Genomic DNA, 21,431 nt, shown 5'->3' with positions numbered 1-21,431 from the left:
TATATTTTAATAGGTTTTACACTAAATTAAAAATATTAAAAAATACTGAAAATCAAACACTTAAAACCTGTGCCTGAGGCTATTTATTCTTTGAAACCTAAATTATGTATCAGAACTTTATGATAGGTATTTTACTAACAAAAAAGAAAAATAGATTGACTAGCGCAATAATTGTATTAACCATCTTATTTCTTGTCATATAATCTTTTCATTCAATTAGTAAAACAAGTATCTTTGCGTTCTTAAACTATCGATATGGAACTTTCTAAGATTAAGAACCTAAAAAACCTGGACGCTGATAACTTTTTCCTCCTTGCAGGACCGTGTGCGATTGAAAGTGAAGAAATGGCGTTACGAATAGCTGAAAAAGTGGTAGAAATTACAGCTAAACTAAAAATTCCTTATGTTTTTAAAGGATCATTTAAGAAAGCAAATCGTAGCCGTATTGATAGTTTTACAGGCATCGGAAATGAAAAAGCGTTAAAGATTTTACGTAAAGTTGGAGAAACCTTCCAAGTGCCGACCGTAACAGATATCCATGAAAACAACGATGCTGTCATGGCAGCCGAGTATGTTGATATTTTACAAATTCCTGCATTTTTGGTTCGACAAACAGACTTAGTGGTTGCTGCTGCCAAAACCGGAAAAACGGTAAATTTAAAGAAAGGACAATTTATGAGTCCCGAAGCTATGCAACACGCGGTTAGAAAAGTACAGGATAGCGGTAGTGATCTGGCTATGATTACAGATAGAGGAACTATGTTTGGATACCAGGATATGATTGTTGATTTTAGAGGAATCCCAACAATGAAGCAATATGCGACAACTGTTTTGGATGTAACTCATTCTTTGCAACAACCTAATCAGTCTAGCGGAGTAACAGGTGGCAGACCCGATATGATAGAAACAATCGCACGAGCGGGAGTTGTAACTGGAGTAGACGGTTTGTTCATAGAAACCCATTTTGATCCGGCAAATGCAAAAAGTGATGGAGCAAATATGCTCGATTTGAAATATCTTGAAAAACTATTGAGTAATCTGGTAGCGATCAGACAAACGGTTAATTCGTTATAAACTTTTCGTTTCTGTACGTAAAGGCTTGCTGTAGAATCGCCACAAAGATCTCTTCATTTATTTCCTCAGGTTTCCAATAGCGTAACGACTTTACATATTTTCTTTTGTCCGTCACTAATTTATCCGCGTGATCGGTAAAGTATTGAGCACCCCAAAAACCGACATCAACATATCCTTTTGTTACATTTAGATAACAAACAGGACTCTTGCCTACATAATAAAAAGGCACTTTCCATTTAAATAATAACTCAGCTTCTGGTAATGTAGCTTCAATAATTACTTGCAAATGAAGTAACATAGTCTTAAACGGCTCCGGTTGATTTAAAATATACTCCTCTGCTGGTTTCACGGAATAGCGATTTTGATCAGCTAAATCTAAAAAATCATTTGCACAATTCAATAATTTAATTTTACTTTGTATTTCAAAGTACTTTTAATATGAGCACAGAAGATTATTTAAAAGATATCACAGAGATCAAGGATATGATGAACAAATCATCTCGATTTTTCTCTTTAAGTGGATTATCCGGAATCCTTGCAGGAATCTATGCGATTATCGGCGCAGCTTTTGCGTATTATTTGGTAAGTATCAGCGGAAGAGAATATTTAATTCTGCACGGAAAAATTTTCAATTACATCTTAATTGATCTAATCGGCATTGCTTTTTTAAGCATTGTTACAGCAGCTATATTAAGCAGTAGGAAAGCCAGAAAAAATAATGAAACCCTATGGAACAGTGCTTCTAAAAGATTGCTTACCGCCTTTTTGGTTCCATTAGTTACTGGAGGAATTTATATCTTAATCAAGATCTACAGTAATCATTATGGTCTAACAGGTTCTTTGATGCTTATTTTTTACGGATTAGCATTAGTGAATGCTTCAAAATATACGATTGGTAATGTAAAATATTTAGGGTATGTTGAAATTATATTAGGCTTAATCTGCGCAGTATATCCGGGTTATGGGTTTTGGTTTTGGGTTTTGGGTTTCGGTGTGATGCATATTATTTACGGAAGTTTGATTTACTTTAAGCACGATAGGTAAAAAGAATTTCCAATTTTGTAGAAATAAGAGATGAAAAATATAATCGGCAACATAAACAAAGCATTTGATCATCGGATTCGGTTAGGAATAATGTCGGTTCTGATGGTGAATGAATATGCCGATTTTAAAATGTTGAAAGAGTTATTAGGTGTCACTGACGGTAATTTAGCAAGTCATACCAAGGCATTGGAAAAAGAAGCATACATATTTGTCGAAAAATCATTTATTGGAAGAAAACCTAATACACGATATAGCGCAACCAAACAAGGTCGAGAAGCTTTTAAAAAACACGTAGAAGCCATTGAAAAATTATTAAAACAATAAAAACACACCCAAGAAATACTAATTCGGTAAACCGCATTGTATTTCAATCCCTCTCAAGAGGGAATCAACAAAACATATTTTTTTTATTATTTTACTTTGAATTTCAAAGTACTTTAGAAACAAGAAATGAGATCATTATTATTAGAAATATTATACGAATGGAGTAAAATCCCATATCAAAAATGGTTCAAAAAAGAGGAACCTTGGGATATTTCGGTATCACAATTATTGAAATTCCCAAAAGCCAGTCTTGGGTTTCACTTGGGAAGTTTTCTGCTTCAGCACGATTTCTCACCGCAACCCAAACTCGAAAATCACGATGTATTTCATGTACTAACCAAAACAGGAATTACCGTTCCGGAAGAGATATCCATGCAATACTATCTGTTAGGCAACGGTAAAAAAAGTGCATACCTCTTTACTGTCATCCTTGTTGGTACTCTAGTCTATCCAGACAAATTAAAGATGTTTAGCAATGCTTTTAAAAAAGGTCGAAATGCGTATGCATTCCATCAACTGGATTTCAAAAAATTATTACATCAATCCATAAACACTATACGAACCACATTTTTAATAGCTACCATATGCAAATAAAACAATCCGTAAATCGAAATGCTTTGATCATAGCAACCTTTAGCTTCTTATTTGGCACTATACTTTTACTAATACAGCTGATCACCAATTCGGAAAACATAATAATCTTCGGACTTTTTTATGTTTTGATAACGATGGTTTTAAATAGTATTACGCTTATTGGTGTTTTGGCAAATGCCATTGTAAACTATCATTGCTTTAAAGAAAACCTAAGTACTGTACTCATATTCTTGCTCAATATCCCCATTGCTATTGGGTACTTTCTAATCGTCATTAATAATCCTTTTCATAACGCTTTTTCACAATGAATTCATTCCAAAAACAAGTACCTTTTATCAAAGGATTCAGTATCGCAGTAGCTTTTAGTGTTGTGCTGCTTTTGATAAGAATTATGCGAGTAGAATCTTATTTTTTCTTATTCTTAGTGTGGAACTTATTTCTGGCCTGTATTCCTTACGGAGTAACGACCTTATTGAGCTTTAGCAAAATCCATAAGAATAAATTTCTATTTGCAATAGGTTTTATCTTTTGGCTTGCCTTTTTGCCCAATGCTCCCTACATCCTTACAGATTTACAACATATCCGCCTAAGCACGTTACACTCTGTTTGGTTTGACGTATTACTCATCTTATCGTTCGCGATTAATGGTTTGATCATAGGTTATGCTTCTTTGCGAACTATGCAGGAACTCCTTTATCAATATTTTTCAAAAAAGACGACCTACTTCATCGTTCATCTTACACTCTTTTTATCTGGTTTTGGAATTTATATGGGTAGAATATTACGATGGAATAGCTGGGATTTAATTCAAAATCCACTGGATATTTTGGGCGATATATTTCAGCGAGTCATATTTCCGATAGAACATATAAATACATGGTCATTCACAGTAGGTTTTGGTGGTTTTTTAATCATCACATACCATCTTATCCATTATTACACACAAGAAAATAATTAAAATCAAAACAAAACAAATTTCAAAAGTTATGGAAAATCAAAAACAAAAAAAGTCTTTCGGACAATGGATAAAAACTTCTATCACTGTTCGCATGTTGATGGTAGGCATACTCATTCTGGTATTATTAATTCCCTTATCTTATATCAAAAGCCTGATTCAGGAACGTGCTTACCGGCAAGAAGAAGTAGTAAGCGAGATAAACCAGAAATGGGGAAATGAAGTTTTATTATATGGCCCAATACTGAAAATCCCTTACAAAACCCATAAGTTTAAAAAAATATGGGATGAAAAAACGAAAGCCTATCTGCAGGAAGATATGGTATCAATTCATCATGCTTTTTTCTTTCCGAATACTTTGGATATAAACGCCAATGTTGAATCCGAAAATCTCGGAAGAAGTATTTATGAGTCAGTTGTATATACGGCTGACATGAAGATTAAAGGTTCTTTTATCGCTCCAAATTTTGAAATTCAGGATATCAAGCCGGAGGATGTTTTATGGAATAAAGCGACTATACTTATCAACTCTACCAATGCTAAAGGAATCAGAAGTAATCTTGAATTAAAAATTGGTTCTGAAAATTACCCATTACAATCAAAATATACTCAAAACTCTAACACCAATAGATTTGAAACTAAATTCTTAAAGGAAACATCTTTACCTAAAAACCGTGTAGTAAATTTTGAAATGGATCTAAAGGTAAACGGAAGTGAGCAATTACGTTTTATACCCGTAGGGAGAGAAACCGATGTAGCTATGACCTCCAATTGGGCTTCACCAAGTTTTAATGGTAATTATCTACCAGATACTAAAACCAAAGAAATTACAGAGAATGGTTTTAAAGCAAAATGGAAAGTACTACAAATCAACAGAGAATTTGAGCAGGAATTTTTTGGAGAATTACCATATATTAATTCCTCCGCTTTTGGAGTAAAGTTACTCATTCCTGTAGACGAATATCAAAAAAGTGAACGCGCTACAAAATATGGATATCTGGTAATAGCTCTAACATTTTTGGTGTTTTTTCTCATACAAACCGTAAGTAAAGTACATATTCATCCGTTCCAATATCTAATGATTGGATTAGCACTTACCATGTTCTACACCTTATTAATTTCTATTTCAGAACATTCAAGCTTTCTGTATGCATACGCAGTGGCCGGAATTGCTGTTGTCTTACTCATTTCAATTTATACCAAATCTATCTTAAAAAGTCTTAGATTTATGGGATTTATTGCTGCATCACTAATTGCATTATACACTTTTATTTTTGTGATTATCCAATTAGAAAGTTATGCACTACTGGTTGGAAGTATTGGATTATTCTTAATACTCGGGACTATTATGATGGTGTCCAGAAAAATTGATTGGGGAGAATAAAAATCATAAAACAATATTAAATGATAAGTAGAATGAATATATCAAAAAATAGTTACTACTACATATTTGGGATATTTCTTTTTGTATTGCTAAAATTTGGATTTAGGCAATCGAATTTACAAGATCTCACTTTTTTAATCAAACCTACAGATTCTCTTATAAGTATTATAACGGGATCGACATCAGTATACTTAGAAAATATCGGATATTACCATCAAAAACTTGATATCATTATCGATAAGTCTTGCGCTGGCTTTAATTTATGGACAATTCTGTTTCTATTAATATTATATCCGCTAATCACTTATGTAAATTCGCACTCAATCAAAGTAATAATGATGCCGATAGTTTTATTACTTTCTTTGGTTATTACAATCCTTGTGAATACTTCAAGGATTTTCGTTTCTATTGTTTTACAAAATAAGCTTAGTGAAATTCTACATCTTCAAACTGACTTGATTCATGAAGGCTTAGGCATTCTAATTAATTTATCATTTTTAATACTTACCTATTTAATTATTGATACAATAATCAAAAAATATATCTGTTATGTACAACTTACGTAATCCCAAGTGGTTGCTTCTTATCAATACTCTACCAATTGTATTAATATTCTTACTTTTTTGGAGTCAGTTTACCATCATAAAAAGTCTTCTTGAAAATTCGAATCTCCAATACTGGAAGATATTTGGAAGCATTCTCTTGCTATTAGGGCTGCTAAATTTAATTTATACCACATTTTTAATCGTTCGAAAAAGAGAAGTCTCTTACATTTACGGATGGATTGCCTTATCGCTTTATATTCCCTTTATTTATATATACAGCCAATATTCAGATCAGATCATCCCATTTTCGATACCAAGATGGATGGTATCGGGTAATATTGTTTTATATCTAGGCACTTTTTTAATGCCCTCCTTAGTTTATTCTCTATTTATTATTGTTCTTCAGCTTACATCCAAAAATAAGAATCATAATGCATTGATCAATTTTTTTGCGGCTATCGCAGTTCCCATTTGTTGGTATGTTTTTTCGCAAATCATTATTCCATTATGGCAGCCGTTTGATCACCAATTTGGCATTCACACTATACTCATATTCATTATTATTGGAACATTATTTTTTTTATTTTTTGTGATTCGCGGAGTATATATTTTGACTATAAAAAAGGGGGCAACCTGGAAAAAATATCATCTAATCTGGAAAATCCCTATAGCTATTTTATTTCCTCTTTTAGGGCTAGCTGTTAATAACGGATTATTATTTAATCAATACGGAATAAATGATTCAGGAATTTTTGGAAATTTCACGAGTAGTTGGTTCTACATCTTAGCGGTAATAAATGGAGTTTTGGTATGCTTACCTGATATTAAAAATAACACATACCAAATTTTGGTATTCGCAGGAAGAAGTATAACATTCTCTTATACCTTTTATTTCTTTATGGTTTTCCTTCCTTTTCTCCCTTTATCTGTTATTGCAATTGTGGCAGTTGGAATTGGATTTTTAATGCTTACTCCGTTGCTTCTTTTTATCATCCACGTTCAGGAACTCCTGAAAAATTTTGCCCAACTGAAAAGTCGAATTTCCCTTAATGTACTGCGAGGTACTTTTGTTTTAAGTTTTTTAGTAATTCCTTTATGCATTGCAATTGTCTACAAATTTGATCGATACACTCTAGAGGAAACATTAGACTATGTATATACACCTAACTATTCCGAAAATTATTCAATCGACACTAAAACCTTAAAAAAAACCATTCAAACTATCAAGGAACATAAGAAAAACAGAAATGATGATTTTTTAGCAACACGGCAAATTCCATATTTATCATCTTTTTATAATTGGATGGTACTGGATAATCTTACGTTATCTAATCCTAAAATAGACGCTATCGATCATATCTTTTTTGGAACACCTCCTGAACAACTATGGTATGATCAATTAAGAAATGATCAGGTACATATTTCTAATATACAAAGTGAAAGTAGCTACGATAAGACCCAGGATGTTTGGAAAAGCTGGATTCATCTCGAAATAAAAAATCCCAGTTCTGATAGATTTAAGGAATATGCAACTACTATAAAATTGCCAGATGGAAGTTGGATTAGCGATTATTATTTATATGTTGGAGATAGAAAAGAAATGGGAATATTAGCAGAAAAGAAATCCGCAATGTGGGTGTTTTCGCAGATAAGAAATGAGAATAAAGATCCTGGAATTCTATATTATCTTACCGGCAACAAAGTGGCTTTTAGAGTTTTTCCTTTTACTGAAAATGAAACCAGAAAAACCGGAATCGAATTCATACACAAAGAACCTATTACCTTACAAATTGATAACCATTCTGTAACTCTAGGTAGTGACACAAAGGGAAAGGTCGACCGTACAATAGATATGGCTGGTTTGAGTTATATTCCTTCTAAAATCAAAAACACCTTACCGTCGACACAAAGAAAACCGTATTTTCATTTTCTGGTTGATGCTTCTTCAGGTAAGGAAGATTATATTCATAACTTCAGTGATCGAGTTCAGAAAATAATGAATAAATATGGCGAACAAACTACAGAGGCAAAAGTTAGTTTTGTAAACACCTACACTTCCTCTCATATAACCTTAGATGATTGGAAAAGGGAATTTGCACAACAATCCTTTGAGGGAGGGTTTTATCTGGATAGAGCAATCAAAAAAACCTTATCTGAGTCTTATCAAAATCAGAAAGATTCTTATCCTATCATCGTAGCAGTAACAGACACCTTAAATCATGCTGTGCTAGATAAAGATTTTTCTGACTTTAAGGTTGCATTTCCGGATCACGATAGATTTTATAATCTTACTGAGAATGCTGTGCTCGAACCACATTCTCTTTTAGACAACCCAAAGAAAAAAATAGAGGATTCTATTCCGGTAAGATTTGATCAACAAGTCCTTGTCTATAAACATAAAGATCAATCCGTAACTTATCTTCGTGATGACAATAATCCAAGTATTATTCTCAAAAATGGTTCCTATACCAGTAGCGAAGATTCTATTGCTGAAAAAAAATGGCTTAATGGATTAATAATGCAAGGTATGTGGTTATCTCAGACATTTTTTCCAGAACAGGGAAAAGAAAATTGGCTACAACTGGTAAAAAGTAGTTTTATTTCCAAAATAATGACTCCGGTAACCTCCTATATCGTTGTGGAGAATGATGCACAAAAAGCAATTCTAAAAAGGAAACAAGAACAAATATTATCAAGTAATAAAAATCTAGACATTGGAGAAGACACAGCTAGAATGAGCGAACCTCATTTTTTTGTGTTGGTGGTTTTGTTTGGTATATTTCTCTGGTATAAAAAAAGACAAAAATCGAAAACCTTACTGTAGTAGGTATGATAATAGCGTGTTTCAGATTTTTAAAGCACGCCTTTTTTTAAAACAAAGATTTGTTTCTTTTCGAAATTGTGTTTCAAAAATAAAACCAGTACTTTTCGTTTTTAAATAATTTCCAATCCAGATTGAATTGATCAAATAAAGACACCCATGAAAAAGATCACGCTCACAACACTTATTGCTATTTCTACTTTGTCTATTTTTTCTTGTAAAAAAGATGTTGACAAAAAGATCATCACAGAAGAAATAAAATTCACAAAAGAAGGAGAACTTTCTATTTACTCTGTAAAAGATTCTATACCTACTAAAATTGTTGCCTTAGATATCGAAATTGCTGATAATGATTATGAAAGAGAAACAGGCTTAATGTATCGTAAGTCGATGGAAGAAAAAAGAGGAATGTTTTTTATTCAGGAGAATCTAAGACCTCAAAGCTTCTATATGAGAAACACACTGATTCCGCTCGATATTATTTATGTTGATGATCAATACAAAATTGTGAGTTTTCAAAAAAACGCAAAACCATTAGATGAAACTTCGCTTCCCTCAATAAAACCTGCAAAGTATGTTTTAGAAATCAATGCTGGATTATCGGATCAATGGAATCTTAAAGAAGGGGATTCTATTTCTTTTAAAAGTATCAACTAAAATTACAATAAACATTCCTTAATGGAATGCGATAATGTTGGTTTGTTTACAGCACAATTCACTAGTCAAATATCCCTAACTTTTCCATATATAAGATTTTGAAAATCAAATATCAAAGCATCATATGGATTCAAAAATTAAAAAGGTTGTTCGCGTAGGTTACGGTGCAAAGGGCATAGTATACGCTATAACCGGAATTTTAGCGTTTATGACAGCCTTTAATATGGGAGGTGAAAAGGCAGGGAAACTACAAGTTATTCGGTTTTTAGAAGAGCAATCTTTTGGTAAAATAATCTTGGCAATATTAGGACTTGGACTTATTTGTTACGCTGTTTGGAGATTTATACAAAGTATTTCTGATCCAGAAGAAATTGGAACCGACGGTAAAGGAATCGTAAAAAGAGTTAGTTTTTTTATAAGCGGTGCCGTTTATTTAGCTCTGGGATTCTTTTCTATCATTGAAATTTTTAAGGAGCCTGGTCACACTAATAATTCTTCAAATTTAGGAAATTATTCATCCTATATTTTTATTGGTATTGGAAGTGCACTGGCTATTAAAAGTATATACCAATTCGTGAAAGCTTACAAAGGAGACTTTCTCAAAAAATTCAATATTTCAAAAATATCCAGTGTTACTCTAAAAACACTTTTAAAAAGAATTGGATATGTTGGATTGATTTCTCGGGGTATTGTAATTGCCATAATAGCATATTTCTTTATAAAGGGTGGAATGAATGCTACTTCATCCTCTTCTGGTGAAATAAAAGGAACAAGCGAAGCTTTCTCTTTCATACAACAAAATACATCCGGTCCTTGGATTTTTGGATTGGTTGCTTTAGGACTTCTTTGCTACGGCATTTATATGTTTGCTATGGTAAAATACAGATCCTTTGATGACTAACTCCAAACAAAAAAATCCCTGAGCCAATAACTCAAGGATTTTTTGCTATCTTAAACATAAAGATTTTTACTCTTCAGTTTTCTTCTTTTCTTTTAGTCCAACCTTCTTTACTGTATCATACATTACTGGAGTTGCAATGAATAATGAAGAATACGTACCTACTAGAACACCAATAATTAACGAGAACATAAATCCTCTTAATGGCTCTGCAAAAATGAAGATTGCAATCAGTACTAATAAAGTAGTTAATGAAGTATTCAACGTACGGCTTAGCGTACTGTTTAATGCTCCATTAATATTCTTATCTAAGGTCCAAGTAGTATGTTCTGCAAAATATTCACGGATTCTATCAAATACAACCACCGTATCATTCAGAGAGTATCCAATAACCGTTAATATTGCTGCGATAAATGCCTGATCTATTTCCATATTAAATGGCATAAATTTCCAAGTTAATGAGAATACACCTAATACTACTAAAACATCGTGGAATACAGCAGCAACAGCACCTAAACTAAATTGCCATCTTCTAAATCTCAATAAGATATATAAGAATACTACGATTAACGACCCAATAACTGAAATATAAGCGGCCTGCTGAATATCATCTGCAATGGTTGGCCCAACCTTCATAGAACGCATAATCCCCTCTTGTTTATCTTCATCTCCATTAGAGAATTCTTCATAGTTCATTCCATCTGTTAAGTAAGGCTTCAATGCAGTAAACAAAGAATTAGAAATCTCAGAATCTACAGCTTCGCCAGTTTCATCTACCTTATATTTAGTCGTAATTTTTAACTGATTATTAGCTCCCAAGGTTTTGGCCTGCGCGCTACCAAAGACAGCTACCAAATCCTTTTCTACATCAGACGGAACAACATCCTTAGCAAAACGAACGGTATATGTTCGACCTCCAACAAAATCTACACCTTCATCCAAACCTTGTGTAAATAGAGATCCTAATCCCGCGAAAATGATAACAGCCGAAATAACATAAGCAATCTTTCTTTTTCCTAAGAAGTTAATATTTACATTCTTAAACAAGTTCTTAGTTGCAGCTGTTGAAAATGCCAATTCCTTACCGTTCTTACCATATCCATCAATAAATAATCTAGTGATGAAAATAGCAGTGAATAATGAAGTAAGAATACCAATTAATAAGGTAGTTGCGAATCCTTTAATAGGTCCTGTACCGAAGAATAAAAGAATTAAACCAGTAAGACCTGTAGTTATATTCGCATCTAAAATCGATGATAATGCATTATTAAAACCATCTTTAATCGCATCGACCTGAGACTTCCCTTTAGCCAGCTCTTCTTTAATTCTTTCAAAGATAAGTACGTTTGCATCCACAGACATACCAATCGTTAATACAATACCTGCAATACCAGGTAATGTTAATACCGCTTTTAATCCGGCTAATACTCCAAAAATAAACAAAATGTTTACTACCAAAGCAACATCCGCGAATGCTCCTGCTTTACCATAGTAAAAGATCATCCATATTAGGATCAATACTAATGCAATACCAAAAGACATAATACCACTATCAATCGCTTCCTGTCCTAAAGAAGGTCCAACTACTTCACTTTGTATAATGTCTGCAGAAGCGGGTAATTTACCAGCTCTTAAAACATTTGCTAAATCTTGTCCTTCTTCAACTGTAAAGTCTCCAGAAATTTCACTTCTACCACCTGTAATAGCTCCTTTAGAAACTCCCGGTGCAGAGTACACAATATTATCTAATACAATTGCAATTTGTCCTCTTGTCTGAGAAGCTCTTCCTGTCATTTCTGCCCATTTCTTAGCTCCTTTTCCATCCATCTGCATAGTTACTACAACATTGTTAAGCTGATCGTAAGATTGTGCAGCATCTGTGATTACTCCTCCACTTAGTTCTGGAGTATCATCACGATTTCCTTTTAAGGCATATAGATCTACTCTTTCACCTTCTTTTTCAGGCTTACTCCAAGCAAATTTTGTAAATCGCAACGATTGCGGTAATAAAGCTCGGATGTCTTTTCTGTTAAGGTATTCATCAAATTGTTCTACATCTTTTATAGCAACAGAAAACAATGCTCCCGGAACAGATGGAGCTCCAATTAGATCATTGATTGGATTTACTTGCTCTTCAACATCTGTAGAGTCTTCAGAATCTGCTAGTAATTTTTCAATTTCTGCATCTGCATCTGTTTTTGTAGTATCTACCTGAGCAGAATCGACAGCTTTCTCAGATTCTGCTACTTCCTCTTCAACCTCTTCTTTTGAATCTTTAGCGTCTAATTCGCTCTTCAGCTTATCATTCATTCTTCTTATAAAAAGTCCAAGCTCCTGAGAGCTTTCAACGTCCCAAAATTCTAATTGCGCGGTACTCTGTAAAAGTTTCTTTACACGATCCACATCTTTTGCTCCCGGTAATTCTACCAAAATACGTCCGGATTCTCCCAAACGTTGGATATTTGGCTGTGTAACCCCAAACTTATCAATACGCTTACGCAATACTTCGAATGCAGAAGTTACTGATTCGTCAATTTTTCTTTTTAAAATCGGTTTTACAATATCATTCGACATATCAAAAGTGATGTCATCACTTAAGTTTTTATTTGCAAAAATATCCGGTGATGCTAATTGTGCATCCGGTATTTTTTCAAACTCAATAAAAAAGTCTTCTACATATGTATTTTGACTATTTTTCTGAGTTTCGTCTGCAGCATCTAATGCCTGAATAAAGGCAGGGTTTTTAGAATTATTAGCCAATCCTTCTAAGATATCCCTAACAGAAATTTGTAGAATAACATTGATTCCTCCTTTAAGGTCAAGTCCTTTATTAAGTTCCTTAGCTTTAGCGTCGTTATAACTGAAGTTTGCAAAGATCGGATCCTTACCTATAGAATCCAGATAATTACGTTCTGCTGCTTCTCTTTTCTTAGAGTAATCCTCAACAGTTTCCGGAAATTTATTAATGGCATAAACTTCAGCCTCTTTTTCTTTTGTATATGTTAGGTAAGTAAATGATAATTGGTAAATACATACCAATCCAAATAAAATCGCAAATACTCTAACAAGTCCTTTGTTTTGCATTGTTTTTTATTTTGGTTGAATCTTTCTAATGAATAATTCCAAGAATTAGTCAAAATTCAACAATTATTTAATTAATATTCTATGATTAATAAGCTTTGTCACGATTTGGACATTAGCATATAAAACTCAATGACCAAGAGACCAGATGATCTCTTTCATTACCAGTTTAAATGTTTGATTTTTTGGATTTCTACAATAAGAACTCCTTTAGGAAATAGGTCCGGCTCTTACTTCTGGGATCTTATAAGTAATGTTATCAATAGCAATTGAGATTGCACTGTTAACTTTTTGAGCTAATTTTAGTAAGGCATCAATATGACCGGCTTTATGCTCTGCTACAAAACTATGGCCATAAGAACCAGAAGCTCTATCTTGTTTTTGTTTTACTTCTAAAACATAGATTCCGTTAAAATCTGAATCAAGGTCTGCACTTTTTTGAATTTGATAGACATCCAGATTATAATGTGATGAATCTCCATCAAAAGGGGATGACTTCTGAGTGCTACCTTCATCATAAAAAGCGTGATTCAGAGCGACTTTTCGTTCGTTAGAAAGTATTTTTTTTATACTCTCTACATCTGCATCGCTATAATAGGCAATCTTAAGTCTGCCATTATGTGGTTCTTTTGATATTCTTGTGTTGGTAACTCCTATGGATTCCAATTGCTTCTTTACAATTGCAATTGCATTTTGAGCTTCGAGAGAAGTTACTTCGACATCAGTAAATTCTAGAACAATTTCTTGATTAGGCACAACAGTTTGCTGCTGCATTACAACAAGCAATGCAACTGCTGAAATTAAAATCTTGAAATACCATTCTTTTTTCACGGCGCAAATATAGAAAAATTAAAACTTCATTACTAAAGTCTTTTTATAAATAACAATTAGCATCATACTCATAAACTCTATCGCTCTGCTTTTATTTTATTTCTTTCACCTTAACTTCAACAATACTCATTTTAGGTATTGAACCCGACATCAGGATGTTTGCAAAGTCTTGAGCTTCTTCTACCGTAAAATCTCCAGATATTTCAGAACGACCTGCGTGTATCGGGCCAGCTGATACACCAGGCGCACTGTATACCTGATCATTTAAAACAATGGCGATGTTGGATCGTTCCTGAAAAGCTTTACCTGTTAAGTCTTCCCATATCGCAGCTCCTTCTTCATTCATCTGCATAGAAATTACTGGTCTTTCGAATGAATCATAGTTCATAAAGGCATCTGTCACCACATCTCCGCTAAGCGCAGGTTTACCTAGTCTATTTTTCTTAAGAACATATAAAGGAAAATATCCTGTTCCCTTTTCTTTTATACCCCATAAAAACTTTACGTATCGTTTCTTTGCAGGTAAGGCTGATTCAACTCCCTTCATAGAAAAATATCTATTTACTGTGGCTGTATCCTTTTCTTCTACGGAAAACAAAATAGGCCCTCCCGGATATCCGGATTCTTTGATTAAATCTTGGAAAGGATGTGCAACAGAATCCTTATTTTTTACTTGCTCATAAACCTTTGCAAGAAACGAGAACATTTCTTCATTTTTGTAGGTTTCATAAAAATCCAATTTTCCAGGATTAACTAGATACCTATTAAATCTTTCAGTTTGGTAAAAAGTAGTAACTGTAATCTTGATTTGATTTTTTTCGGGTATCGATAAAAATTCAGAGTTCACAGCAATTTTTTTTAGTCTTTTTTGCAATTTTTGAACGATTGAATTGAGCTCCTGATCTGTATTCACAGTCTCGTCTAATTCTAGAGTGATTTCAATAACTTTATTGGGCTTTGGACCATAATCGCAAGAAATCATTAACCATAACAGCAGGAGGATTCTTGTAGATATTTTGAATATGCTAAAGGATTTTTTGAACATATATATTTATTTAAACTCGTATTATGTATTAGAACTTTGTAATGAGAATTGAAAGCACCATGAAATATGACATTTTCTAAGTTTTAGCATAGCATCGCTATGGTTACATTTAAAAATGTAGGGAAACGGTATATTTTGCAGTGATTTCAAGATGTAATAAATTTTCTAATGCATAATGCGGGTAAAAGACAAAGAGCCACTAATAAAATAGCAGCCCTTATATCTTATCTTGAATTTTGATTGACTATAGTTCTAGCAATCCATTTGTTTTCTTTACTCCTTCTGCACTTTCTGCAAGCTTTTCTTTTTCAGCATCAGTTAGTTTGATTTCTACTACCTTCTCAATACCATTTCTACCTAATACCACAGGTGCTCCAATACATAAATCATTCAACCCATATTCACCTTCTAGTAAAGTAGAACAAGGAAAGATCTTCTTTTGATCGCAAGCTATTGCTTGTACAAGTCCAGAAACTGCCGCTCCCGGAGCATACCAAGCAGAAGTTCCTAGTAAACCTGTAAGTGTAGCTCCACCTACTTTAGTATCTGCTGCAACTTGTTCTAAACGATCTTCTGAGATAAATTCTGAAACCGGCACGCTATTTCTTGTTGCTAATCTTGTTAATGGCACCATTCCTTTGTCACTATGACCGCCGATCACCATTCCATCTACATCAGAAATAGGAGCTCCTAATGCCTCAGCTAACCTATATTTGAAACGCGCACTATCCAAAGCGCCGCCCATTCCTATAATTTTATTTTTCGGAAGATCCGTTGTTTTATGTACCAAATATGTCATCGTATCCATAGGATTACTAACTACTATGATAATTGCATTTGGAGAATGCTCAATTAAGCTAGAAGAAACAGTTTTTACGATTCCGGCATTGATTCCAATCAATTCTTCACGTGTCATCCCTGGTTTACGAGGAATCCCTGATGTTATTACAGCAATATCACTTCCTGCAGTTTTTGAATAATCATTGGTAGTTCCTGTTATTTTGGTGTCAAAACCATTTAAAGAAGCTGTCTGCATCAAATCCATTGCTTTACCCTCTGCATATCCTTCTTTGATATCTAACAATACTACTTCTGAAGCAAAATCCTTAATGGCGATATACTCGGCGCAACTTGCACCTACTGCACCGGCTCCTACTACTGTAACTTTCATTATCTCTATTTTTGAATGTTAATTAAAATTTTTTGCATCGCGAAAATACGAATTCTTTACCGATTTCTTTACTCTTCAAAATGGTTAATTATTGATAAATGATATTGGTCAGAATTCAGATAAAAACTACACTTTTTCTCATAAAAAAAGGTTCGTAAAATTACGAACCTTACAATAAGTTTCATTTTCATTTTACCATCCAAAATTTAATCCGATAGACAGGTTTTGGTAGTTTTGAAGTGTATAATCCAGATTCGCTCTAAAGAACCCTAATTTCACATTAGCACCAATAGTTGCTTTGAGACCCGAAGTTTTATTGTCCACAGAGATTGGATCCTCTACTGTTTGCGAAGCCAGAGGACCATTTTCCACTTGGTAAGTCCCTAAAATATCTGCCGTACTATTTCCTGTATAATATCCAAATCCCCCGTAAAAATTAAACTTTGGAAGCTTTGTAGAAATGATACCACTCACCAACCAGGAATTGGATTTTAAACGGATTTCCTGATCTGCTCCATCTATTCCACTGTCTGCGGTAAAATCATAAAATCCTCTTACATTAGTATATCCGATTAATCCGGAAAACCTAAACGGAAGCCTTTTCCAAGAAAAAATCCAATCTGTCAATTCGTGTTGTACCGCCAATCCATACAAGAAAACTTCGGTGTTTTCTCTGATAGCAATCTTAGGTAAAAATCTTGCCTTAACCTCGGTACTTCTGGAAATCCCCATAGAACCTTGAAGAAATGCTGTAGGTGCAATATTAACTTCTTGTCCACCAATACCGTCTGGCAATGTAATTTCTACCGGAGTTAATTGACCTTGATCTAACACCACAACGATATCTCCTCTATTACCACCAAATGCATTCGCTACAAGTTGACTTGGCGGACCTTCCCTAAATTCAACTCCATCATACTCAGCTGTATTCAGAATAAATGATTGTTTTTCTTCTCTTACAAACGAAAGGTTTCCAACGAAACCTACTTCAAAACGCCATAATTTCTTTACTTCTGCTGTTTTATACCAACCATTGGACATACTATTTACCAATGCTTCTCCGGCAGGAGCGAAGTAATCTGTACTAAAACGCTGCGCGTTTTCAATACCTAGTTCTAACAATTGATCTACATTGGTTTGTGCATATGAAACTTTTATCGAAAGTATCATAAAAAGTAGTATTGTTTTTTTCATCTGCTTGTATATTATTTTTCAATTATCAGATGAAATGTACAAAGCAAAATATTTAAAAGATAAAATACTTTGACACGCTCATTTCATAAGATTTGGGTGTTATAGGCGGAACAATATATAAAAAAATCCGCTATACAGTGTACAACGGATTTCAATCTTAAATTATTAAGAGATACTTATATTATGCATCAATGTTTGCATAGATCGCATTTTTCTCGATAAATTCTCTACGAGGCGGTACCTCATCCCCCATTAGCATAGAGAAGATTCTGTCTGCCTCGGTTAAATTATCTATAGTCACCTGACGCATAGTTCTAAATTCAGGATTCATAGTAGTGTCCCACAACTGTTCTGCATTCATCTCCCCAAGACCCTTATATCGTTGGATCTTAGTATTTTCTCCAAATTCCTGAACAATTCTATCGCGTTGATCATCATTCCACGCATACTGTTTCTTAGCTCCTTTTTTAACTAAGTATAACGGCGGAGCAGCAATATAAATATGGCCTGCTTCAATTAATTCTTTCATATATCTAAAAAAGAACGTTAGAATAAGTGTCGCAATATGACTACCATCAACGTCCGCATCACACATAATTACTATTTTATGGTAACGCAATTTAGAAAGATTCAATGCTTTGCTATCCTCTTCAGTACCAATAGTAACTCCTAGCGCCGTAAAAATATTTTTGATCTCTTCGTTCTCAAAAACTTTGTGATGCATGGCTTTTTCTACGTTTAGGATTTTACCTCGTAAAGGAAGAATAGCCTGAAACATTCTATCGCGACCTTGTTTAGCGGTTCCACCTGCAGAATCTCCCTCTACCAGAAACACCTCGCATAATGCAGGATCCTGCTCAGAACAATCTGATAATTTACCAGGAAGACCACCAATACTCATCACGGTTTTTCGTTGTACCATTTCACGAGCCTTTTTAGCTGCGTGTCGAGCTTGTGCTGCAAGAATTACCTTTTGAACGATAATCTTAGCATCGTTAGGATTCTCTTCTAGATAGTTTTCCAACATCTCTGAAACCGCCTGAGACACAGCCGAAGTAACCTCTCTGTTTCCTAATTTGGTTTTGGTCTGACCCTCGAATTGTGGTTCTTGGACTTTTACCGAAACAATAGCCGTTAGTCCTTCTCTAAAATCATCTCCTGCTACTTCGAACTTTAACTTGTCCAATAATCCAGAAGCATCAGCATATTTCTTTAATGTCGACGTAAGTCCTCTTCTAAAACCCGAAAGATGTGTACCTCCTTCGTGAGTATTAATATTATTAACATAAGAATGTAAATTCTCTGCATAAGAATCATTATAGATCATAGCCACTTCTACAGGAATATCATTCTTTTCCCCTTCCATAGAAATAACATCTCCAATAATAGCATTACGACTGGCATCTAAGAATTTAACAAACTCTTTTAACCCTTCTTCAGAATGAAATGTTTCTGTAACAAAATTTCCGTCATCATCGGTATGACGTTTATCTGTAAGAGTTATGGTAATTCCCTTATTAAGATATGCCAGTTCTCTCATACGACTGGCTAACGTATCGTAATTGTACTCTAATGTCTGCTGGAATATTGTGGCATCCGGTTTAAAAATAACAATCGTACCGTTAAAATCCGTATCACCGGTAGATTTTACAGGATATAAAGGCTTTCCTCTTTCATATTCTTGCTCCCAAACTTTTCCATCTTTGTGTACAATTGCGTGTAAGTGATCAGAAAGCGCGTTTACACACGAAACACCAACTCCGTGAAGACCACCAGATACTTTATAGGAGTCTTTATCAAACTTACCTCCAGCTCCGATTTTAGTCATCACTACTTCTAGAGCCGAAACGCCTTCTTTTTTATGTATTCCAACAGGAATACCACGACCATTATCTTTAGTAGTTATAGAATTGTCTTCATTTATTGTCACATCTATAGCATCACAATGACCAGCCAGAGCCTCATCAATAGAATTATCTACTACTTCATACACCAAGTGATGCAATCCTCTTACTCCCACATCTCCGATATACATGGACGGTCGCATGCGTACATGCTCCATTCCCTCTAACGCCTGAATACTATCGGCTGAATAATTACTTTTCTTTGCTTCTTCGCTCATAAATCAGCTTTAATTAATTACAATTTTTGGTCAACAAACAAAGATAAAAAAAGAGAGAATGGTTCAAAGGATTTTATAAGATATGATTTAAAGAGTTATCAACAATTAGTTAAGAATAGTACGAGAAAACGAAAAAAACCTCTTAAAAGCGATGAAAATGACCTTAAAATGGATTTAAGACTTATTTAATAATTTCTTTTATGAACCAAATGCTCTTACAATGATTTGTAAATAAACATTTTAAAACAAAAAGCACTTTGATATTCGTAATGTAAACAATTTATAAAACATTATAAAATTAAAAACTAACTACTATAGAATTATGATTCAAAATCTTTTACCACAACGCTTTCTCAATCAACCCCTACGAATAATAAAAGCCGACTAATTTGAAGAACATCATTAGCAATATTATCAATTCTTCTCGTTAAAGAAATGCGGTATAAATTCCGTGCAATTAAAACAATGTAAAACACACAATCAACTAATTTATTTTAAAATGAAAACTAAAAAATTGATCAATTTTGGAAAAGCGGCCGTTATTTGTCTAGGGCTTTTTACAAGTTCTTGTACAAACGAAAGTTTTGAAGAAATATCTGGAAACCAAGAGACTGAGTTAGTCAAAAAATTCTTTAATGACGATGTTGTACTCGTTGAAGATTTAGGAGATGGCACTTATTTAGGTGGTGATATTATTTATGAATCCAGACAATTAACGGATCAAAGAATTGGATATGATCCAAATCCCACTCCAGATCAAGAGCTTGATGAAAGACTTGGTTTCTACAGAGGCGTACAAAAGTGGCCTAATAATACTATTATTTATGTTTTTGACGGCAATTTGACCAATAATCAAAGACAAGTTTCTTTAAATTCTATGCAGGAATGGAATACCAAAACTAATATAAAATTTAAAGAAAGAACCAATGAAGACTATTATGTAACCATTACTAACAGTGGTCGTAATTGTAATTGTGCAAGCGCCAACCTTGGTGTTAACGGAAACCGTGGTCGAATTAACATGGGGGTTCAAACCAGCGAAGTAGTAATGATCCACGAAATAGGACATACTCTTGGGTATATTCACGAGCAAACTCGTTCGGATAGAGACAACCACGTAAGAATTCTTTTTGAAAACATACAAAGTGGAGCTGAAAGTCAGTTTAGAAAAAATGAAAACTCTGTAAATATTGGTGCATTTGACATCAAATCTACTATGATGTACGGAGCATATACATTTAGCAAGAATGGGCTGCCAACCATCGTTCAATTAGACGGTACAACGCATCCAAGAAGAAGACCAGAGTTATCCGCAGGTGATATCGCAGGAACTAACCAGATCTACCCTGCCGGAGACGGTGACGGAGGTGACGGTGGCGGTAACGGAACTGATATATGCGATGGAGTTGACGAATGGTCTAGCAATGCTAATTATCGTGTGGGTGATAGAGTTACCTATCGGGGATCTTTATACGAAAGAGATTATTACAGATGGAATCGATTAGGAGCTTGTGGTGATACGCAGATTTCTGATATTTGCGATGGTGTAGCAGCATATAATGGGAATACAAACTACGCTGCTGGAGATTTAGTAACATATAATGGTTATTTATACAAAAAACTAAGCAACGGCGGATGGTCTAATCAAGGTAGATGTCAAAGCAACTAGAAGATCAAGCAACCAAATAATA

Annotated in this window: 19 protein-coding genes; 12 read left to right on the top strand and 7 right to left on the bottom strand. The window is 34.0% G+C overall.

Translation table 11 applies throughout. From position 1 onward, the window contains the following. Window positions 1–255 precede the first annotated feature (255 nt). Window positions 256–1,074 carry a 3-deoxy-8-phosphooctulonate synthase gene (kdsA, locus tag ACE94K_RS09395; protein ID WP_378183299.1) on the top strand — a complete coding sequence of 273 codons (819 nt, stop codon included), beginning with the start codon at window positions 256–258 and terminating at the stop codon, window positions 1,072–1,074. Here kdsA and ACE94K_RS09390 read toward each other — a convergent pair. Continuing rightward, window positions 1,061–1,423: a DUF1801 domain-containing protein gene (locus tag ACE94K_RS09390; protein WP_378183296.1), complete on the bottom strand. Its 363-nt coding sequence runs from the start codon at window positions 1,421–1,423 to the stop codon at window positions 1,061–1,063. The two genes, kdsA and ACE94K_RS09390, sit on opposite strands and share 14 nt — an antisense overlap. 89 nt (window positions 1,424–1,512) lie before the next feature. On the opposite strand from ACE94K_RS09390, the gene ACE94K_RS09385 reads away from it, so the two are divergent. From ACE94K_RS09385 to ACE94K_RS09340, 10 genes are all read left to right on the top strand, one after another. Next, the gene (locus ACE94K_RS09385) at window positions 1,513–2,118 is read left to right on the top strand and encodes a hypothetical protein (protein ID WP_378183293.1); all 606 of its coding nucleotides are present in this window, start codon (window positions 1,513–1,515) and stop codon (window positions 2,116–2,118) included. A gap of 30 nt (window positions 2,119–2,148) precedes the next feature. After that, complete coding sequence (locus ACE94K_RS09380; protein WP_378183290.1) at window positions 2,149–2,442, top strand: winged helix-turn-helix domain-containing protein; 294 nt, start codon at window positions 2,149–2,151, stop codon at window positions 2,440–2,442. 126 nt (window positions 2,443–2,568) lie between these two features. Further along, complete coding sequence (locus ACE94K_RS09375; protein ID WP_378183287.1) at window positions 2,569–3,036, top strand: hypothetical protein; 468 nt, start codon at window positions 2,569–2,571, stop codon at window positions 3,034–3,036. Beyond that, on the top strand, window positions 3,027–3,344 hold the full coding sequence (locus tag ACE94K_RS09370) for a hypothetical protein (protein ID WP_378183284.1): 318 nt from the start codon (window positions 3,027–3,029) through the stop codon (window positions 3,342–3,344). Before ACE94K_RS09375 ends, ACE94K_RS09370 begins: the two co-directional genes overlap by 10 nt. After that, window positions 3,341–3,994, top strand: a complete 654-nt coding sequence (locus ACE94K_RS09365; RefSeq protein ID WP_378183281.1) for a DUF1361 domain-containing protein — start codon at window positions 3,341–3,343, stop codon at window positions 3,992–3,994. The genes ACE94K_RS09370 and ACE94K_RS09365 overlap by 4 nt, the downstream gene beginning before the upstream one ends. Window positions 3,995–4,022: 28 nt before the next feature. Further along, window positions 4,023–5,375, top strand: coding sequence for a cell envelope integrity protein CreD (gene creD / locus ACE94K_RS09360; protein WP_378183279.1), 1,353 nt, complete (start codon window positions 4,023–4,025; stop codon window positions 5,373–5,375). 20 nt (window positions 5,376–5,395) lie between these two features. Then, a complete protein-coding gene (gene xrtK, locus ACE94K_RS09355) occupies window positions 5,396–5,941 on the top strand; it encodes an exosortase K (RefSeq protein WP_378183276.1) in 546 nt (181 codons plus the stop codon). Then, the gene (locus ACE94K_RS09350) at window positions 5,925–8,744 is read left to right on the top strand and encodes an MSEP-CTERM sorting domain-containing protein (protein WP_378183273.1); all 2,820 of its coding nucleotides are present in this window, start codon (window positions 5,925–5,927) and stop codon (window positions 8,742–8,744) included. The genes xrtK and ACE94K_RS09350 overlap by 17 nt, the downstream gene beginning before the upstream one ends. A gap of 156 nt (window positions 8,745–8,900) precedes the next feature. After that, window positions 8,901–9,398 carry a DUF192 domain-containing protein gene (locus ACE94K_RS09345; protein ID WP_378183270.1) on the top strand — a complete coding sequence of 166 codons (498 nt, stop codon included), beginning with the start codon at window positions 8,901–8,903 and terminating at the stop codon, window positions 9,396–9,398. A gap of 124 nt (window positions 9,399–9,522) precedes the next feature. After that, complete coding sequence (locus tag ACE94K_RS09340) at window positions 9,523–10,299, top strand: DUF1206 domain-containing protein (protein ID WP_378183267.1); 777 nt, start codon at window positions 9,523–9,525, stop codon at window positions 10,297–10,299. Window positions 10,300–10,365: 66 nt separating this feature from the next. Here the strand turns inward: ACE94K_RS09340 and secDF are convergent, their stop codons facing one another. The 6 genes from secDF to gyrB form a co-directional block, all read right to left on the bottom strand. Beyond that, window positions 10,366–13,380 (bottom strand): protein translocase subunit SecDF, encoded by a 3,015-nt coding sequence (secDF, locus tag ACE94K_RS09335; RefSeq protein ID WP_378183264.1) that lies wholly within the window; start codon window positions 13,378–13,380, stop codon window positions 10,366–10,368. A 207-nt stretch (window positions 13,381–13,587) separates the two neighbouring features. Beyond that, entirely contained in the window at window positions 13,588–14,208 is a 621-nt protein-coding gene (locus tag ACE94K_RS09330; protein WP_378183261.1) for a hypothetical protein, read from the bottom strand. Between the two features lie 91 nt (window positions 14,209–14,299). Further along, window positions 14,300–15,253, bottom strand: coding sequence for a hypothetical protein (locus ACE94K_RS09325; protein ID WP_378183258.1), 954 nt, complete (start codon window positions 15,251–15,253; stop codon window positions 14,300–14,302). Between the two features lie 244 nt (window positions 15,254–15,497). Continuing rightward, window positions 15,498–16,424, bottom strand: a complete 927-nt coding sequence (gene mdh / locus ACE94K_RS09320; protein ID WP_378183255.1) for a malate dehydrogenase — start codon at window positions 16,422–16,424, stop codon at window positions 15,498–15,500. Between the two features lie 192 nt (window positions 16,425–16,616). After that, window positions 16,617–17,618, bottom strand: coding sequence for a DUF6588 family protein (locus tag ACE94K_RS09315; protein WP_378183252.1), 1,002 nt, complete (start codon window positions 17,616–17,618; stop codon window positions 16,617–16,619). A gap of 181 nt (window positions 17,619–17,799) precedes the next feature. Continuing rightward, on the bottom strand, window positions 17,800–19,740 hold the full coding sequence (gene gyrB, locus ACE94K_RS09310) for a DNA topoisomerase (ATP-hydrolyzing) subunit B (protein WP_378183249.1): 1,941 nt from the start codon (window positions 19,738–19,740) through the stop codon (window positions 17,800–17,802). A gap of 499 nt (window positions 19,741–20,239) precedes the next feature. Between gyrB and ACE94K_RS09305 the strand changes: the two genes are divergently transcribed. Continuing rightward, the gene (locus tag ACE94K_RS09305) at window positions 20,240–21,409 is read left to right on the top strand and encodes a M12 family metallopeptidase (protein WP_378183246.1); all 1,170 of its coding nucleotides are present in this window, start codon (window positions 20,240–20,242) and stop codon (window positions 21,407–21,409) included. Window positions 21,410–21,431: the final 22 nt, after the last annotated feature.

The sequence above is a fragment of the Aquimarina besae genome, assembly GCF_042434905.1.
Taxonomy (GTDB): Bacteria; Bacteroidota; Bacteroidia; order Flavobacteriales; family Flavobacteriaceae; genus Aquimarina.
Note: the sequence above shows the minus strand (reverse complement) of the source record. Positions and strands in the feature narration are given on the sequence as shown.

What these genes read in the sequence shown, in the direction of transcription:
- ACE94K_RS09345 (WP_378183270.1), top strand. Translation starts at nt 8,901, where the DNA reads ATGAAAAAGATCACGCTCACAACACTTATTGCTATTTCTACTTTGTCT.
- gyrB (WP_378183249.1), bottom strand. Translation starts at nt 19,740, where the DNA reads ATGAGCGAAGAAGCAAAGAAAAGTAATTATTCAGCCGATAGTATTCAG.
- creD (WP_378183279.1), top strand. Translation starts at nt 4,023, where the DNA reads ATGGAAAATCAAAAACAAAAAAAGTCTTTCGGACAATGGATAAAAACT.
- ACE94K_RS09380 (WP_378183290.1), top strand. Translation starts at nt 2,149, where the DNA reads ATGAAAAATATAATCGGCAACATAAACAAAGCATTTGATCATCGGATT.
- ACE94K_RS09350 (WP_378183273.1), top strand. Translation starts at nt 5,925, where the DNA reads ATGTACAACTTACGTAATCCCAAGTGGTTGCTTCTTATCAATACTCTA.
- ACE94K_RS09365 (WP_378183281.1), top strand. Translation starts at nt 3,341, where the DNA reads ATGAATTCATTCCAAAAACAAGTACCTTTTATCAAAGGATTCAGTATC.
- secDF (WP_378183264.1), bottom strand. Translation starts at nt 13,380, where the DNA reads ATGCAAAACAAAGGACTTGTTAGAGTATTTGCGATTTTATTTGGATTG.
- kdsA (WP_378183299.1), top strand. Translation starts at nt 256, where the DNA reads ATGGAACTTTCTAAGATTAAGAACCTAAAAAACCTGGACGCTGATAAC.
- ACE94K_RS09315 (WP_378183252.1), bottom strand. Translation starts at nt 17,618, where the DNA reads ATGAAAAAAACAATACTACTTTTTATGATACTTTCGATAAAAGTTTCA.
- ACE94K_RS09370 (WP_378183284.1), top strand. Translation starts at nt 3,027, where the DNA reads ATGCAAATAAAACAATCCGTAAATCGAAATGCTTTGATCATAGCAACC.
- ACE94K_RS09385 (WP_378183293.1), top strand. Translation starts at nt 1,513, where the DNA reads ATGAGCACAGAAGATTATTTAAAAGATATCACAGAGATCAAGGATATG.
- mdh (WP_378183255.1), bottom strand. Translation starts at nt 16,424, where the DNA reads ATGAAAGTTACAGTAGTAGGAGCCGGTGCAGTAGGTGCAAGTTGCGCC.
- ACE94K_RS09375 (WP_378183287.1), top strand. Translation starts at nt 2,569, where the DNA reads ATGAGATCATTATTATTAGAAATATTATACGAATGGAGTAAAATCCCA.
- ACE94K_RS09340 (WP_378183267.1), top strand. Translation starts at nt 9,523, where the DNA reads ATGGATTCAAAAATTAAAAAGGTTGTTCGCGTAGGTTACGGTGCAAAG.
- ACE94K_RS09325 (WP_378183258.1), bottom strand. Translation starts at nt 15,253, where the DNA reads ATGTTCAAAAAATCCTTTAGCATATTCAAAATATCTACAAGAATCCTC.
- xrtK (WP_378183276.1), top strand. Translation starts at nt 5,396, where the DNA reads ATGATAAGTAGAATGAATATATCAAAAAATAGTTACTACTACATATTT.
- ACE94K_RS09305 (WP_378183246.1), top strand. Translation starts at nt 20,240, where the DNA reads ATGAAAACTAAAAAATTGATCAATTTTGGAAAAGCGGCCGTTATTTGT.